Here is a 15,963-nt window from a genome sequence, read left to right on the forward strand (position 1 = left end):
CCCGCCCCACGGCAAGCAGCCCCCTGCAACGCAGTCGAAAAGCAGAAGCTTTTTCCCTCGCTCCTTTTCCTTTCATGGCTCTTTTTGTTTCAGTTGCATCTCCACACTCTTAAGGAGTAAAAACCGAAATTACCAGAGCACACAAAAAGCCTGTCGTTACGGCAGGCTTTGCAATCAGTCGATTTTGCAGAGGTAGATCGGGCATTCTTCACAATTGATGTCGAATTTCAGTTTGGGGATGTTGTATAGAACGATTTTGCCGTCTTTCATGCCGACGGTTCCTTGTTTGCGCAAGTCGCTGAGCATCCGGTTGACCATTTCCCGGCTCATGCCGCAGAAATTCGCCAACTCCTGATTCGTCAGCACGACATCGATCAATAAGCCGCCTTCAGCTTCTACGCCGTAGCTGTTGCCGAGGCGGATCAAAGTTGAATACAAAGCCCCTTTTTTGCCATGAAGCATCAAATCCCGGAAGCGGGTCTGTGTTTTCTGCTGGTCGATGCCCATCCATTTCATGAAAGCCATCGCAAGCGTAGGGTCTCTTTCAAGCGATTGTTCCAACTCTTCGACGGGAATTTTCAAACAAGCGGTCTTGGTCAGCGCACGGGCGTCCAGCAAATACGTGGCGCCTTCTGCGAACACGGTGATCTCGCCAACCATCTGGCCAGTGCCGCAAATCTTCAATGCCAGTTCACGGCCGTCCGGTGTTACTTTCCCGATCTGCACTTTTCCGGAACGGAGAATATAAAGGCCTTTTACTGCCTCCCCTTCACGGAAAAGATAATCGCCTTTTTGGTATTCTTTCACTTGGTGGTTGATCGTTAATAACTTTTCGAGCTCTGGGGTCAACTTGTCAATTCCTGATTCCAAAGGGTTCTCCCCCTTCTCTTACTCATGCTTTTCTCAAGCGTACCACAGATTTTACGAAATTTGGATGCGTTTTCACAATTCAGTTGAGGCTCGCAGGAAATTTTCTGAAAAAAGCAGGAAGTCCCGGATGATGTATCGAAAGGTAGCAGTATAGAAGGAGGAATGAACAATGACTTTGAAATATTCCCGAATTATGGTGGCAGTGGATGGTTCCAAGGAAGCGGAATGGGCTTTCAAAAAAGCTGCTGCTGCAGCTTCCCGGAACAATGCAGAACTTTACTTGGTGCACGTCATCGATAACCGCTCATTCGGCTCCATTGAAGCGTACGACCGCACGATTGCAGACCGCGCACTGCAAAGTGGTGAAGAATTGCTTGCCCGTTACAAGGAAGAAGCCACTTCACATGGTGCAACGAATGTCCATACGATGATCGAATACGGTTCACCAAAAACGGTCATTCCGAAGAAACTGGCGAATGAGCTGAAAGTGGACGTCATTGTTTGTGGCGCTACCGGCTTGAATGCAGCAGAACGCTTGATCATGGGTAGCGTTTCCGAACGCATCGTCCGCACTGCCAAATGCGACGTACTTGTGGTCCGCAGAAACCAAGAAGACATCGACGCAGACGAATAACAAGCTCACTAATAAGAAAAGCCTTTTTCTTCGTCTTACTCCGTTTCGCGGGTTTGCTGGAATGCCAGTGTATCCCAGAATGAAGTATCTTGCGTATCAATCGAACCATCCGCAATGGCTCGTACAGTCGATTCCAATGTGGTGATGGTTTGTTTGATCAAATAGCCATTGCTCTTCTGCCCAAGGACATAAGGCTCGTATTCGTGGTCTGACATGCCGCGCATCTCGAACAATAATGTCGAAATGCCGTATTCGACTGCGATGCCGTTGCGGCTGATGGTTTCAGCGTCGCCGCCGCGGTATTTCCCGAGGTGGCCCCATCCTGTGGAATCGACGGCGTTAAATACGACGGCCCCGAGCTTTTTCGATCCTTCCACGACCTCAGGGTCAGCGTTTGGTGTGGTTGGATAAAGGATCGAGCCAGAAACCAATTCGCCGTCGCGTTCGCTGCTGGCCCCTTGGTGATGCAAGTCGATCATATAGTCGATATCGTATTTGCTCATGACATTGTCATGCAAAGCTTTTGTTTCAGGCTGTATCTTATCGATATGGTCGCGGTTCAAGTCCACTCCAACTGCGTTGTAACGCGTCAAATTACGGTCGCCTGACGCTACGTAATCGTCCAGTGAAAAATCGACATCTCCCATGGCGCCGTCTGCATTGAGCATTGGCACGACCAGGATATTGACGTTATCCGTTACGCCTTTCATTTTGCCGGTGCCGAGATGCTTGATGAATTCAAGCGCGCCTTCTGTTGTCAGCTGTTCATTTCCATGTTGCTGCGTCAAGAATAGGATGGTTGGGTTTTCCGGGTTGCTCATATATTTCGCTACGTACAAGTCGCGGCCTTTTACGCTTTGTCCGATGACTTCAAGTTCCATGTTTTCTTGTTTGGCTTCCTGCTTATGCAAAAAGTCAGCCATTTCCGAATAAGTGGTCAAAATGGACGTGTTGATTGTTTCATTGCCGCCATATCCAGGACCGTTGCCGACCGCTTCCACTACCGTAGAGTTCAACGGGACTGCACTTAACGCAAGAGCCCCCGCCAATGATAATGTTAATGCCCCTTTTTTCAATGATTTCATCGATCCATCACTCCTTTTTGTTTGTTGCCATCCTACCCTTTCCTTTTATCCAGCTTCTTTCCCTGCCCAAATATTGAAAACGATTCCTTCGTAATACGAAACAAGAAGCTTCTGCTGACCCCAGCCCTATCTAAAATAATAGAAAACATGAATTATTCTGCAAAAACATTACTTTCTCCTTATAAAAGATTACATTTCCTAGCCTTATATGTCGCTTATGACAGTTTGTCCCGTCATTTGATAAGAAACTGTAATAATAAATAGGTTTATGCGGTGGTACAATGGGTCTGCCGGAATTTTTGACGGCTTTTTTTCATGGCATCAGCCATGCTTTATTACTGCAGAAAAGAATTCTTATATAGAGAAACAATAATAATCAAGGGAACGCGAAAGGAGCACAACAAATTGAACACATGGTCCAAATGGTTCGTAGCAGCATTATCCGCTGTACTGGCACTATCGATTTTCTTGCCGACAGCAAGTGCTGATAAATTGTCCGACCTCGAAAAGGAAAAACAACAGGTCGAGCAAAAGAAGAACAACTTGAATTCGGAAATCCAGTCAAAGAACAACGCCATCGTCGAAAATCAGACGAAACTTGAAAAAATCATGAACAAGATCCAGGAATTGAACGGCGAGATCGAAGAAACTCAAGGCAAGATCGACGGTGTTCAAGCACAAATCGACCAAACGAAAGTGGAAATCGATGAATTGAAAGAATCGATCGAAGAACTCGAACGCAAAATCGCAGAACGCGAAGAACTATTGAAAGAACGGGCGCGCGCTATCCAATTGAGCGGCGGTTCCGTTGATTATATCGATGTCTTGCTTGGAGCGAACAGCTTTGTCGACTTTATCGACCGCGCTTCTGCCGTCAACACCTTGATCGAAGCAGACCGTGAAATCATGCGTGAACAGGCAGCGGATAAAAAACTTTTGGCTGAACAAAAAGCAGAAGTTGAAGAAAAGCTCGCAAAACAAGAAAGCCAAAAAGCAGAACTTGTTGACTTGAAAGATTCATTGGACACACAAAAGAAAAAGCAAGACGATTTACAGGATGATTTGAAAGCCGAGCAGAAACGCCTCGCAAAAGAAAAATCAAAACTTGAAGAAGACCATGCAAAAGCCATGAACATCAGTTCTTCACTCGAAAAGAAAATCGGCAAAGAACAAAAACGTTTAGCGGAAATCGCGCGTAAAGCGGAAGAAGAACGCAAAGCGAAAGAAGCAGCAGCCCGTAAAGCGGCAGCTAAAAAGGCAGCGCAATCTAACGCTTCTTCAGCTACTGTTACACAAGCGGCAGCACCTAAATCAAGCGCTGGGTTCATCCGCCCGGCATCAGGACGCCATACTTCTGGATTTGGCGGACGTGATATCGGGGCAGGACATGAATCGCATCTAGGATTTGATATCGCCAACAGCCCAGGAACACCCATCCATGCAGCAGCAAGCGGTTATGTATCCCATGCTGGCTCAATGGGCGGTTACGGCAACGTCATCATCATTACGCACGTCATTAACGGACAAAATTATGCAACGGCATATGCACATTTGAATTCCATCAATGTTTCTGTCGGCCAAGCTGTCTCACAAGGGCAAAATATCGGCGGTATGGGCAACACCGGCCGTTCAACTGGCCCACACTTGCACTTTGAAATCCATATCGGCAGCTGGAACGGCGCTCGCTCGAACGCAGTTGACCCAGCAGCATATATCGGCGGCTAACCACTATCCGCTATAACTAAAAGGCAGTATCCGAGAATCTCGGGTACTGCCTTTTTTTGCATCTGTCGAATTCTGCTAAGAAGTTAAATTCTTCCTTTTATATGTTAGACTGAGATAAATAAACAGATTTCTTTCTATATAATAGTCGTTTGCAGAGATCCATTAGCGTTTAAGGAGGCGGTTCGTTGTGTTGGGGAAAATCAATATCGGGATGGCGATTGCAGCATTGCTTTTATTAGCCCTCCTATTGAGCGGAAATGAATTTAAGCCTTTCCCGAATTTTATTTTCGCTTTTTTAGTATTGATGTTCTTATCGCAAAGCATCGAAAGCTTCCGGGAGAATAAAAGATGGGAAGGCGTGCTTCAAGGGTTTGTTTCGGTGATGTCTCTTTTAGTCGTGGTCACCGGATTTTAAACAATCGAACACAATAAGCTATGGAAAGGAGTCAGTCGGATGAAAACACTTCTCGAACTAATCCGCGTCTTTGCCATTTTGGCGATCCTGGGAATGGGCGGTGGATTGATTTTGGCAGGATTTTATTCAGGCAGCACTAACACCGAACCGTATCGATGGCTTGGCGGCGTCGCGGTGCTGTTGCTGATTTTTGTGCTGTACCGAAATAAATTGCAATTTTCGGGCTGGTATCAAGGAACAAGGCGTGACAAATTGCGCCGGCCGATTACAATTTTATTAGTCGCCGCTTCTGTATTACTGATCATTTCACCGTATGTTTTAGTAGTATTCTCTAGCTGAGGAGGCCTTCAATGAAACAAAAATTGCTGTCCATTTTTTCGTTCCTGTTATTTCTCGCGCTTCTCATCCCCTTCGCTTATTCTTCCAGTCGTTTACTATTATTCGAAGGGCTATTTGCGCTTGGTTTCTACTCGCCGCTCGTACTGGCCGTGATCGGGTTCGCTGCGGCTTGGTTCGGGGTCCGGACTGTTTATCGAATGCTGCTCACCAGCGGACATGTTTTTCTTTTCGTGCTGTATGCTTTCTTGCTTTTTGTTGCGAAGTTCGGCTTTCAGGAACCGTAGTCGGAGGCTCCCTTCTCTCTCATCCATTTACAGCCACTCCAGTAATTAAACAGAAGTGAGGGTTATGCTCATGTTTATTCAAGAAGAAGTCCTTTTTAAAAGTGAGAAACAGATTCTAGATGCGGACTGCAAGAAAGATTCCATTATCGTATTGTTGAAAGGAAAAGGTGAATCCGTTGTTCAATTGGATGGCAAAATCATTCTATTGGCATCTCCCCACCAGTATCATATCCGGTTTACCGCTAGCCATTTTTGTCTGTTGGATCGTTTAGAAGCAAAATTGTCATTTTATACACTCACAGGAGATTTTGTTTCGGAACATGATACCGGACATGACGTATATGAATTATTTCCTTATAAAGACGGGGTTCTGTGCAGTTATGGCGATGAGGGGGCGTTTGGGGAAGACTTGGCAAAGAACATACTGAATTATTTTACTACCTTGCGAGAACCTGAATCCTTTATTGAAAGAGCGATCGAAAACAACTTGCTATACGATCCATTAATTATTCGCCACAAACCATTCGCTTGCATCAGTTGGCAAAACAATGAATTGATTTTCTTGAACGGCGAGCTGGAACAGCAAAGGGCAATGGAACTCCCGATTTTGCCGATGCATCTAATCGCTTTTGCTTTAACGTATGAATACGCGGTTTTTATCGAAAACAATAAAATATGGCTGTGGAAATTTGAGGATTCTACAGATATAACTGAATATCCTGCTGAGTATTCCTATAAGACGAGGGCCATTTATCATCGGCACAAGTACTTATTCTTAACGGTTTCTGACCATGAAGTGCGGGCTTTCAAGCCGGTCATGAGCGAAATCAAATAACTGCAGCCACCAAAAAATAGAGAATCCCATAAGCAATGGATTCTCTGTTTTTGCGTGTATTTAATTATTTCGACCCGTATAGCTGCTCGAGTTCTTCTTCTTTCATCGTGAAGCGGTGCTGTTCTTTCGGGAACGCGCCGCTCTTTACTTCTTGGACGTACTGGGCGAGCCCTTGTTGCATGGTCTCGCCTGCTTCTGCGTAGGACTGGACGAATTTCGGCAAATGGTGCGAACCGTATTTAACGGTGTCGTGGTAGACGAGCACTTGCCCGTCGGTTTCGCTGCCGGCGCCGATGCCGATAACCGGAATCGCCAGTTCTTTCGTGACTTGTGCGGCCAATTGATGCGGGATGCATTCGAGTACGAGCATGCAGGCTCCTGCCGCTTCGCACGCTTTGGCATCTTCGATCAATTGCTTGGCGGCGCTGGCTGTTTTGCCTTGCACTTTATAGCCGCCGAGCACAGCCGCTGATTGCGGCAATAAACCGAGGTGGGCGACAATTGGAATGCCTGCTCCGACAAGCTTTCTTGTCACTTCAAGTACTTCTCCTGCGCCTTCGAGTTTCAAGGCTTGTGCGCTCGTTTGCTGGAAGATGCGCATGGCATTTTCCAGCGTGCGGTCCCAACTGCTGTGGAACGAGCCGAAGGGCATATCGACGACGAGGAAGGTGTCTTGTGCCCCTCTTCTTGCCGCTTTCCCGTGATGGACCATATCCTCAACGGTCACTTTGACGGTTGAATCGTAGCCGAGCACGACCATGCCAAGCGAATCGCCGACAAGCAGTACATCCATCCCTGCGGCTTCCGCGATTTTGGCGGACGGATAATCGTAGGCCGTCAGCATCGCGATCTTGTCCCCTTGCTGTTTCATCTTCATCAATGAAGCTGTATTTTCCATTGTTCTCTCCTTCCGGGAAGGAAACCTTTGAAAAAAGCCCGCCGCAACAGAGCGGACGGACAGAATTTGATTGCGTCGGTTTCTCCGTCCCTGTCGTTTTTCAGATCAAGGCAGATCTATTGAGTTGTTAAGCTTTTTTACAGGTGCAGTTCCTGATGGATACCACCCTGTTTTTACTATAGCAGATGCTCAAGCCGGCTGAAAGTCACTCATCCTTCAGCATCACTTGGAATGCGGCGTAGTCGTTGTTGAACTCACCTGCCTTCACGAACCCAGCCCTTTCATACAAACGGATTGCGCGTGTATTGAACTGGGCGACCGTGAGGCGAAGTGCTTGTCCAGGATGATGCTTGTTGATTTCACTGAGTAGAAAATCCAGAAACGCAGCACCTCGCCCCGCTCCGGTTTTTTCCGGTTTCATGCCGAGCCCGATATCGACAGGCCCATCCGGGTACGCATTCGATGCATAGCCCGCCGGCACTTGCGCACCCTTGCCCGTGCAATAAAAACCGAATAACTCCCCATGCTCCGTCACCACCCGGTAACTGCCGTTCATCAACTCCTGCAAACTTTCATCCGAAGCTTCCCCGTTATAGAAATCGTACGGATACGGATAGCGCCAGCTGAGGATGTCCCGTGCGCTTTCTTCTGTCATCGCCTGTTCTTTAAATTTCACCGTTCATCCCTGCCTTGGCCAGGACGCCGGTTCTCCGGTTTTTTCAGCCAATGGCGCAAGCCTTTTCCGGCATACGGTTCGTCGTTGAAACGCGGGATGACATGAAGATGGCTATGGCCGATCGATTGATTGGACGCTTCGCCGACATTCCAGCCGAGCGTATAACCGTCGGGCGCTATCTTTTCGAGGAACGGTTTCACAAGCCCAAGCAGCTCCTGTGTCTCCTGCCATTCTTGGGGCGTCAGTTCGAACGGTGACGAGCGATGCTGTTTCGGTACAATGACACCCGATCCTTCGAGCACGCCTTGCGCTTTCTCGTGCTGCAAGAACCAGCAATTGGCGGTTTCAAAAACGATGCGCTGTTCCGCGTCGTAAACCGGATGGCAAAACGGGCACTCAGGGCGCAATTGAATAACGGCGCCGCAATGGGAATGTGCTTTGAATTCACATTTTGCGATATTGGACAAGGCCGCTTCGAGCTCGTCAAAAACGACATAAGCTTCGTCACCGTCCCAGACGTTTGCGTATTCATTCCGGCAAGCTTGACGGTCTTTCTTCGTCCGAAAAGCGATATCGCCGATCAATAATGTTCCTTCTGGCGCCAGCCTTTTCAGCAATTGCTTGAGAAAACTCCATTTATCCGAGTCTTCCAAGTGATGAAGTGCGTATGTACTGACGATGCAATCAAAAAACAGCCCGTCAAAAGCAGGCGGCAAACCGTCCGCCATGTCCCATTCCACCAGCTGCGCTTCCGGCATTTTCTTCTCGGCTCGCTCAATCATTTCAGATGAAAAATCAATCCCGAAAATACGATGCCCTTTGTCGTATAAAGCAGAGACGCCTGTTGTTTCTCGTCAACTGCCTCGAAAATCTCTGTCAGCACATCGCTGTAACCCGCAAACGGATACGTCCCTTGACGCTCGCTTTCCCGCACCGTGTCGTCGTATTCCGCTGCCCATTCATTGAATCCTTGCTTTCCTAACATCTTGCCGCTTCCCTTCTCATCATCGATTGTCCCTTTGCTGCACACGCCATTCAGGGGCCAGCAGCGAAAAGATCAGTGCATCGTGTGACTCCCCACGCTGGTACAAATAGCCGCGGAGCCGCCCTTCTTCCGTAAAGCCCATTTTCTTCAACAGCCGGTTCGAGCCGGTATTGGCCGGATAAGTCGTGGCACCTACACGGTAAAGCCCGAGTTCATCGAATGCATAGGCCAGTACAGCCGAGAGCGCTTCTTCCATCAGTCCTTTACGCCAATAATCCGGATGCAATTCATAGCCGACTTCTGTCTTTTTCGAGCGCAGCTGAAGCTGGTTGAACCCGATTGTTCCAATCAATTCTTCTTCCCCGCGCAAGCGGATCCCCCAGCGCATGCCGCGCATGAATTCAAAAACGACACGAAAAGCACGGATCATCTCGAGCGCTTCTTCTTTCTCCAAAAGCCGGTCCATGCCGTAATAATAAGTTACGTCTTCACGCTGTAAGAGCGCGAAAAAACGGTCGGTGTCCTGCTCTGTAATTTCCGTCAGCAATAACCGTTCCGTCTCAAGTGTGGGAAACTGCATGCCATCGCTCCTTTTGCACCCGATAAACGAGCACGTATTGTCCATTGCGCAAAACCGTTTCACCGCAGTCCATGCCAAGTGCTTTTGCTACTTTCTGCGAAGCTTGGTTGTCCGGTTGAATGAGTGAAATGAGGGTGTTTTGCCCGTGCTTCATGAACCCTTGCTCACAAAGCAGCCATGCAGCTTCACGGGCATAGCCGAAGCCCCAGAATTCCGGTGCGAGCCAATAGCCGACTTCCAGTTCCGACTGCCCATCTACCGATTGCGGCACCAGCCCGGCATGGCCGATCCGCTTGCCGTCTTGTTTTCGCACCAGCAAAAACAAGCCATATTCGGGGTGTTCTCTGTACATGCGGTAGATCCAATACAGGAATTCCAATGCTTGCTGGCGGCTCTTCACCTTGCCGTCTCCGATATGCCGCATGACTTCCGGCTTCTTCAATAAAGAATACAGAAATTCAAAATCCTCATCCCGGTAACGCCGCAGCAGCAAGCGCCCGCTCTCCAATTGCATGTCCACTTGCCCCTTTCGCCGTTTCACGTGAAACATTTTTCAGAAATCTTTTATTAACGAAGCCGGTTTTGATCCAGCTTTTCGATGGTTTGGTACTCTTTCGACTTTCGAAGCTCCAGACCGTTGCGTTTGGCAAATTGCGTTAAATCCTCAAACAACCCATCACCGAATAAAGCGAAGCGCAAATCGATGCCCTTTTCCACACGGATCACCGCCACTTTCGAAGCCCAATTGCTGCGCTTGAATTCAATGCGACGCATTTCCTCTGTGTATACCGTTTTATAATAGAGCGGCAAGCCCCACAATTCGACACGATAAATAATATTGCTGTCCCGCACCTTAACACGCGCTTTGATGAACAAAGCCAGTACAATCAACGCCGAAACGAATAATTGAAAATATAGCGCAAACCCAGCCGGAAACGAACTCAGGAGCAGCGGCGGCAAATTGACAGCCAATAACATGATGACGAGCAGCAAGCGCTGCACTTTTCCTTGATGGACCATTCCGCTCTCCTCCTTGTCTCAAGCATCCCTCAATTTAATTCATAAAAAATACGTCACCGTTTCCGGGTAAAAATTCGTATGTACACATAAATGAATTATCCATTCAACAGGCAGCACTACACCATACTCCCCTCATTTAGTTCACGAGATCGACCAGTAGGCGGATATCACCCAATATGAATTCGGCGAAATCCGGTAAAAAAGCCAACATACACGTAACGACAATGACTGTGCCGGTCACGAATTGCAGAAAGCTGTATTTATAGTCGTTCGGATTATCAGAATGGATTCTTTCCATATAAACTGTGTACGCCCCTTGCACCCCGTTGATGGCAAGCAGCGCAACTAAAGGAAGAAACGAGCGGGTTTCTTGGAAGACGAAAAGTGCCCCGATGGAAATCGCTGCCCCGCTCCACCGGAAATAAGCATCCACTTTTTCATGGCGATCATTGACGAAATTCGACGAACTGGAAAAAAGTTTCTTGCGTTCGACCCTTAAAATCTTGCGTAAGATCCAGTTCACACCCATGATTGCCAGGACCGTGACCGCAATAAAGCCGATCAGCGGCCATACCCAGTCGTATTGCGCTTCGTAATAACCCATTCCGTCTGTTTCACCGACTCCACCCATGTTATCGCCTCAACTTTCCGCTCATTACCGAAATACGTTTATGCTACTAGTCTTATCGTATCACGAGCTTTTGGGAAATTATAGAATATTTTAAAGTTTTCTGATAACCGGTAATTCGTTCATCTTTTTTTCGCCTTTTGCGCTCCGTTCTCCTGCCGAGTTCGCTTCTTTGACAAAACAAAGGGCATAGGCTATCGTAATTAAGTCAAATCCGACTAAGTTTATATGGTTTTTAAAAAATAAATTAAAATTAAAGGAGGCGCTTATGAAAGCTCTTTGGAAATCCTATGCAAATGTATCGCTCATCTTAAAAATCACTGTGGCGCTCATCCTCGGCGTCATCGTCGGCTTGATCTTCGGGCCAGATGCGGCCGTCTTGGCCCCGCTTGGAGATCTGCTCTTGCGGCTCTTGACCTTCCTCATTGTGCCGCTCATCTTCTTCACATTGATTGTCGGGATCAACCAATCGAAAATCGGGGACCTTGGCCGAATGGGCGGAAAAGTCTTTCTGTTTTACACTTTAAGTTCGGCATTCGCCATCGTTGTCGGCTTAACGGTCGCAAGCATTTTCCAGCCAGGCTCGGGCATGCAGCTCGACGGCTCGGAAACCTTTGATGTTCCGGACAACCCCGGCTTTACGAGTGTACTGCTGAACATTGTGCCGTCCAATATCATCGCGGCATTCAGTGAAATGAACTTGCTCGGAATCATTTTCACGGCATTCGCGTTCGGTATCGCAATCTCTTATATGAGAAGCTCTGCGGAATTCGGCGAACTCGGCAACCACTTGATGAAAACGATCAACGCGTTGAACGAAGCGACTCTGCTCGTCTTGAAAGCGATTCTTCAATACGTGCCAATCGGCATTTTCGCTATCATGGCGGAAACCGTTGGCTCGCAAGGAGTGGAGACGCTCGTATCACTCGGTGGCATGGTTGCTGTTCTTTATATCGCCATCGCGGTACAGATTGCACTCTATACGATCGCGATGCTATTGTTCAAAGTCAATCCGCTGCATTTCTTCAAGCATGCGCGGACACCGATGTTGACGGCTTTCGTCACGCAAAGCAGCTCCGGCACTTTGCCATTGACGCTCGATGCGGCGCGCGGGCTCGGCATCCCGAAAAGCTTGTATGGTTTCAGCCTGCCGCTCGGCGCGACAATCAATATGGATGGCGCGGCTATCCGCATAGCCGTTTCGGCCATATTTGCCGCCAATATTATCGGCGACCCTCTCAGCTTGTCTGAAATGTTCCTAGTCGTCTTGATCGGGACACTTGCCACTGTTGGCACTGCTGGCATTCCAGGCGCTGGGATCGTGATGATCGCCACGGTCTTCGTCCAGCTCGGATTGCCAATGGAAGCGGTCGCTCTTCTTACAGCGATTGATGCACTTGTCGGCATGGGCGCCACGATGCTCAACGTGACAGGTGATTTAGCGGGATCGAAATTGATCGACCAAAGCGAGAAAAGACGCGGCACGGCCAAGATTTAACACGACTCGCTGCGGACAAAGCATGGCGCTCTGTGATACAGTGGGAGTATCTCGTATCCCACTGAAAAAGGAGACATGCAGTTATGTATATCGTAACCAACCGCATCAAAATGAAACCGGGATTTGCTGAAAAAATGGCACCCAACTTCACCCGCCCAGGCGCATTGCAGGAAATGGAAGGCTTCCATAAAGTCGAAGTGACCGTCACGCAGGACCTGGAAGAATACGATGAACTGAACGTCAATATGTATTGGGAAACACTCGAAAATTACGAAGCATGGAAATCTAGCGATGTGTTCAAGCAAGCCCATACAGAATCGCCGATGCTCGGGAGCCAACTCATCATCACGAAAATTGCTTCAGTCATTGAAGCAGCTAAATAAAAGAAACAGGCGGCAAAAGCTGCCTGTTTCTTTTTGCCTTCTTTCCCCTTTTATGCAGGACTTTTGATATACTAAATGTATTCATTAAAATTGCCTATTTTGGAAGGAATCCATATGAAATCATTATCGCTTAGAAATTACTGGGGACTCATATTTGCGGTCTTTATCTTACTTTTTGCCGCTGTACTCAGCATGCTTGTCGCCGAAGTCAGCACCAATCGGATTGAAGAACAGCGTGGCAATGCCTTATCGAGTGTAGCGTTTCAGATGAAGGACCGCTTGGATCAATATATGTGGGGCCGCTATAGTGAAATCAAGACATTCGGGAAAATTGAAGAACTTGGACTCAATACCTCCACTGAAGAAAAGCGTGCTAAAATCGAAATGCTACAAGATCAAATCCCAGCTTTTTCTTGGATCGGCATTACCGATTCGGCCGGTTTCGTAACTGCTTCCACCGATGAACTGCTAGAAGGAATGGATTTGTCAGAGCGGCCGGTTTACTCAGAAGCGCGGAAAACCGATTTTGTCGGAGATGTCCACGAAGCGCTGCTCTTGGCAGACCTTTTGCCGAATCCCGGCGGCCATGAGCTCGAGTTCGTCGATATCAGCGTCCCGGTCTTTTACTCGGATGGGTCGTTCGGCGGCGTAGTCGCCGCCCATTTGAGCTGGGAGTGGGCAGAAGAAGTGATGCAATTCGTGTTGCGCCCGCTCAATCGCAGCGAAAGTGAATTGGAAGTTTTTGTTTTAAGCCCAGGGGACAACCGCGTCATTCTTGGCCCCGAGCAATTTCTGGGCAAGCACCTTCCGATCGATTCCTATGCCCTATCACAAGGAACACAGGCCGGTTGGGTACTGGAACAATGGCCGGATGGCAATTCGTATTTAACCGGATTCACAAGCAGCCGCACCAATTGGGATTATCCGGGATTGGAATGGATCGTACTTGTTCGGCAACCGGAAGAAGCAGCGTTTGCCGACGCCCGTGATTTGAGCCGTATCATCATGTTGAGCGGATTGGCAAGCGCCGTTCTTTTTGCATTAGCCGGCTGGCTCGTAGCCGGGCGCATCAGCCGCCCACTGAATGAAATCTCTAAAAAAGCGAAAGCTTTCCGTAAAGGAGAACAATTGGCTTTGCCTAAAAATACCGGAGTCCGTGAAATCGAAGATCTTTCACACTCGCTTGAAAGCCTGGTCAGGACACTTGGCGCGACGGAATCCGATTTGGTGCGCATGCAGGATTTGGCACAGCGTGATCCATTGACCGGCTTGCCGAACCGCATCGCGCTTGAAGAAGCCGCTGATCGAATGATGAAACGAGCGCGCACTGACGGGGAACAATTGGCCTTTTTCTATTTGGATTTGGACGGCTTCAAAAAAGCTAACGATACCTTAGGACATTTAGCGGGCGACCATGTGCTTCAGAAAGTGGCTGAACGGCTGATGGCGGAACTGCCTGAAGATGCGTTCATTTCGAGGATTGGCGGGGATGAATTTGTCTTATTATTCCCTTGCGAGGGAATGGGCGAGTTGCCGACAAGGCAATTGGCACAGCGCTTGATCGATCGGCTGAGCAAGCCAATCACCGTAGAGGCCGGCCGTGTCCAGCTCGGGTGCAGCATTGGGATTGCCATTTATCCGGACAACGCCGAGAATCTCTATACTTTATTATCCTATGCAGATGCGGCGCTTTATGTGTCCAAGGAAAACGGCAAAAGCCAGACGACGTTTTACAGGGATATTGCCTCGGAATGAACAAGCCGAAATGCCTGCTCGCTTCACCCATAACCGTAAGGATCTAAAAGCGCTGCCTCTCGAGGCGGCGCTTTTTCAAGTGCCGTATATTGGACGGCACGCCCGGGGTCTGCTACGGTTAATAATGGCAAAAGGCCAAGATACATTACATATAGCGCTGCTACTGTGCTTTCGAAGGAGTCTTTCAGTTGAGTAACAACAAACCTAAATTATGGACGCGGGACTTTATCGGCGTTTCTGTCGTCCATTTCCTGCTACTGCTCGTTTTTTATTTATTGATCGTCACGATCGCTTTATATGCCGTCGAAGAATACGGCGCTTCGACCAGTGAAGCCGGTCTTGTCACCGGGATTTTCATCCTAGGAGCGCTGGCGGGACGCTTGGTCATCGGCCGGACACTCGATATGATCGGGCGCAAAAGGGCGTTGGTGCTCGGTTCCGCCTTATTTGTCGGTATGACGGCACTGTATTTCTTGCCGCTCGGCTTGCCTTTCTTGATGCTCAACCGCTTTTTGCACGGGGTGACGCTTGGCATTGCGAGCACCGCCGCTGGAACGATTGCGGCGCAAGTCATTCCGCACACGCGTAAAGGCGAAGGCATCGGCTACTTCAGCATGAGCGCTACGCTAGGTGCAGCTTTCGGGCCGTTTATCGGTTTGCTGATGAGCCAATGGACCGGCTATAACGTAATTTTTGCTGCCTGCGTCGCGATTGCTGTGTCTGCACTGGCCCTCAGCACTTTTGTAAAAGTCCCGCCACTGGAGAAACCACCTGCGGGAGAAGCGAAATCTGGCTTCCAGCTTTCCAATTATTTAGAAGCGAATGCTGTACCGATTGCCATCGTCATGTTTTTGATCGCGCTCAGTTATTCGAGCGTTTTGTCGTTCATCAATTTTTACGCCAATGACAAAGGGCTAGTGGAAGCAGCGAGTTTCTTCTTCCTGGTGTATGCAGTTGTGATCTTGCTGACACGCCCATTCACGGGACGCATCATGGATTTGTATGGCGCCAATTACATTATGTATCCTGCGCTTGTATCGCTTGCAGGCGGCTTGTTGCTGCTGAGTGTCGCTGATTCGAGCATGGGGCTGTTGTTTGCGGGTGCTTTGATCGGGCTCGGGTTCGGGAATATGCAATCGACGACGCAAGCAGTCGCCATCAAGCTGACCCCTCCCCACCGCATGGGGCTTGCGACATCGACTTTTTTTGTCGCGATGGATGGCGGGCTCGGCATGGGGCCGTATATTCTCGGCTTTATCATCCCGTTCACTGGCTACAGCGCGCTTTACGGATTGCTCGGAATCGCCGTCTTCGTGTTGATCGTGCCGTATTATTTCCTCCACGGGAAAAAAG

The 15,963-nt window shown here is 48.7% G+C and carries 20 protein-coding genes and 1 pseudogene; 10 read left to right on the forward strand and 11 right to left on the reverse strand.

What is annotated here, in order from left to right; all coding sequences use genetic code 11:
* Positions 1-174 precede the first annotated feature (174 nt).
* Positions 175-870, reverse strand: coding sequence for a Crp/Fnr family transcriptional regulator (locus ON064_RS11730; protein ID WP_274624911.1), 696 nt, complete (start codon positions 868-870; stop codon positions 175-177).
* A 169-nt stretch (positions 871-1,039) separates the two neighbouring features.
* Here ON064_RS11730 and ON064_RS11735 point away from each other — a divergent pair, with 169 nt between their 5' ends.
* A complete protein-coding gene (locus ON064_RS11735; protein WP_121299207.1) occupies positions 1,040-1,504 on the forward strand; it encodes a universal stress protein in 465 nt (154 codons plus the stop codon).
* A 35-nt stretch (positions 1,505-1,539) separates the two neighbouring features.
* Here the strand turns inward: ON064_RS11735 and ON064_RS11740 are convergent, their stop codons facing one another.
* Complete coding sequence (locus ON064_RS11740; protein ID WP_407951616.1) at positions 1,540-2,589, reverse strand: M14 family zinc carboxypeptidase; 1,050 nt, start codon at positions 2,587-2,589, stop codon at positions 1,540-1,542.
* Positions 2,590-2,994: 405 nt separating this feature from the next.
* Here ON064_RS11740 and ON064_RS11745 point away from each other — a divergent pair, with 405 nt between their 5' ends.
* The 5 genes from ON064_RS11745 (at position 2,995) to ON064_RS11765 (ending at position 6,187) form a co-directional block, all read left to right on the forward strand.
* The gene (locus ON064_RS11745; RefSeq protein ID WP_274624912.1) at positions 2,995-4,314 is read left to right on the forward strand and encodes a murein hydrolase activator EnvC family protein; all 1,320 of its coding nucleotides are present in this window, start codon (positions 2,995-2,997) and stop codon (positions 4,312-4,314) included.
* A gap of 187 nt (positions 4,315-4,501) precedes the next feature.
* Complete coding sequence (locus ON064_RS11750) at positions 4,502-4,729, forward strand: hypothetical protein (RefSeq protein ID WP_274624913.1); 228 nt, start codon at positions 4,502-4,504, stop codon at positions 4,727-4,729.
* A 39-nt stretch (positions 4,730-4,768) separates the two neighbouring features.
* Entirely contained in the window at positions 4,769-5,068 is a 300-nt protein-coding gene (locus tag ON064_RS11755; RefSeq protein WP_274624914.1) for a hypothetical protein, read from the forward strand.
* An 11-nt stretch (positions 5,069-5,079) separates the two neighbouring features.
* Positions 5,080-5,352: a hypothetical protein gene (locus ON064_RS11760; protein ID WP_274624915.1), complete on the forward strand. Its 273-nt coding sequence runs from the start codon at positions 5,080-5,082 to the stop codon at positions 5,350-5,352.
* A 70-nt stretch (positions 5,353-5,422) separates the two neighbouring features.
* Positions 5,423-6,187 (forward strand): hypothetical protein, encoded by a 765-nt coding sequence (locus ON064_RS11765; RefSeq protein ID WP_274624916.1) that lies wholly within the window; start codon positions 5,423-5,425, stop codon positions 6,185-6,187.
* Positions 6,188-6,251: 64 nt separating this feature from the next.
* On the opposite strand, the gene panB is transcribed toward ON064_RS11765, so the two are convergent.
* The 9 genes and pseudogenes from panB to ON064_RS11810 form a co-directional block, all read right to left on the reverse strand.
* On the reverse strand, positions 6,252-7,085 hold the full coding sequence (gene panB / locus ON064_RS11770) for a 3-methyl-2-oxobutanoate hydroxymethyltransferase (protein WP_274624917.1): 834 nt from the start codon (positions 7,083-7,085) through the stop codon (positions 6,252-6,254).
* Positions 7,086-7,290: 205 nt separating this feature from the next.
* Positions 7,291-7,761, reverse strand: a complete 471-nt coding sequence (locus tag ON064_RS11775) for a GNAT family N-acetyltransferase (RefSeq protein ID WP_274624918.1) — start codon at positions 7,759-7,761, stop codon at positions 7,291-7,293.
* Positions 7,758-8,174 carry an HIT family protein gene (locus ON064_RS11780; RefSeq protein ID WP_274624929.1) on the reverse strand — a complete coding sequence of 139 codons (417 nt, stop codon included), beginning with the start codon at positions 8,172-8,174 and terminating at the stop codon, positions 7,758-7,760. The genes ON064_RS11775 and ON064_RS11780 overlap by 4 nt, the downstream gene beginning before the upstream one ends.
* A 153-nt stretch (positions 8,175-8,327) precedes the next feature.
* Positions 8,328-8,543 (reverse strand): annotated as a pseudogene (locus tag ON064_RS11785) (class I SAM-dependent methyltransferase); the annotation flags it as partial.
* Positions 8,540-8,746: a hypothetical protein gene (locus ON064_RS11790; protein ID WP_274624919.1), complete on the reverse strand. Its 207-nt coding sequence runs from the start codon at positions 8,744-8,746 to the stop codon at positions 8,540-8,542. The gene ON064_RS11790 and the pseudogene ON064_RS11785, both read right to left, overlap by 4 nt.
* A 19-nt stretch (positions 8,747-8,765) precedes the next feature.
* Complete coding sequence (locus ON064_RS11795) at positions 8,766-9,326, reverse strand: GNAT family N-acetyltransferase (protein ID WP_274624920.1); 561 nt, start codon at positions 9,324-9,326, stop codon at positions 8,766-8,768.
* The gene (locus tag ON064_RS11800) at positions 9,307-9,840 is read right to left on the reverse strand and encodes a GNAT family N-acetyltransferase (RefSeq protein WP_274624921.1); all 534 of its coding nucleotides are present in this window, start codon (positions 9,838-9,840) and stop codon (positions 9,307-9,309) included. Before ON064_RS11800 ends, ON064_RS11795 begins: the two co-directional genes overlap by 20 nt.
* A gap of 53 nt (positions 9,841-9,893) precedes the next feature.
* Positions 9,894-10,346: a hypothetical protein gene (locus ON064_RS11805; protein WP_274624922.1), complete on the reverse strand. Its 453-nt coding sequence runs from the start codon at positions 10,344-10,346 to the stop codon at positions 9,894-9,896.
* Between the two features lie 136 nt (positions 10,347-10,482).
* Positions 10,483-10,977, reverse strand: coding sequence for a DUF4181 domain-containing protein (locus ON064_RS11810; RefSeq protein WP_274624923.1), 495 nt, complete (start codon positions 10,975-10,977; stop codon positions 10,483-10,485).
* 265 nt (positions 10,978-11,242) lie between these two features.
* On the opposite strand from ON064_RS11810, the gene ON064_RS11815 reads away from it, so the two are divergent.
* The 4 genes from ON064_RS11815 to ON064_RS11830 form a co-directional block, all read left to right on the forward strand.
* Positions 11,243-12,472, forward strand: coding sequence for a dicarboxylate/amino acid:cation symporter (locus ON064_RS11815; protein ID WP_274624924.1), 1,230 nt, complete (start codon positions 11,243-11,245; stop codon positions 12,470-12,472).
* An 83-nt stretch (positions 12,473-12,555) separates the two neighbouring features.
* Complete coding sequence (locus ON064_RS11820) at positions 12,556-12,855, forward strand: heme oxygenase (protein WP_274624925.1); 300 nt, start codon at positions 12,556-12,558, stop codon at positions 12,853-12,855.
* Between the two features lie 114 nt (positions 12,856-12,969).
* Complete coding sequence (locus tag ON064_RS11825; RefSeq protein ID WP_274624926.1) at positions 12,970-14,610, forward strand: diguanylate cyclase domain-containing protein; 1,641 nt, start codon at positions 12,970-12,972, stop codon at positions 14,608-14,610.
* Between the two features lie 188 nt (positions 14,611-14,798).
* A partial coding sequence (locus ON064_RS11830) for an MFS transporter (protein ID WP_274624927.1) occupies positions 14,799-15,963 on the forward strand: 1,165 nt, incomplete at its 3' end.

Origin of the sequence: Planococcus sp. A6 (assembly GCF_028823615.1) — a bacterium.
In the GTDB taxonomy this organism is placed as follows: Bacteria; Bacillota; Bacilli; order Bacillales_A; family Planococcaceae; genus Planococcus.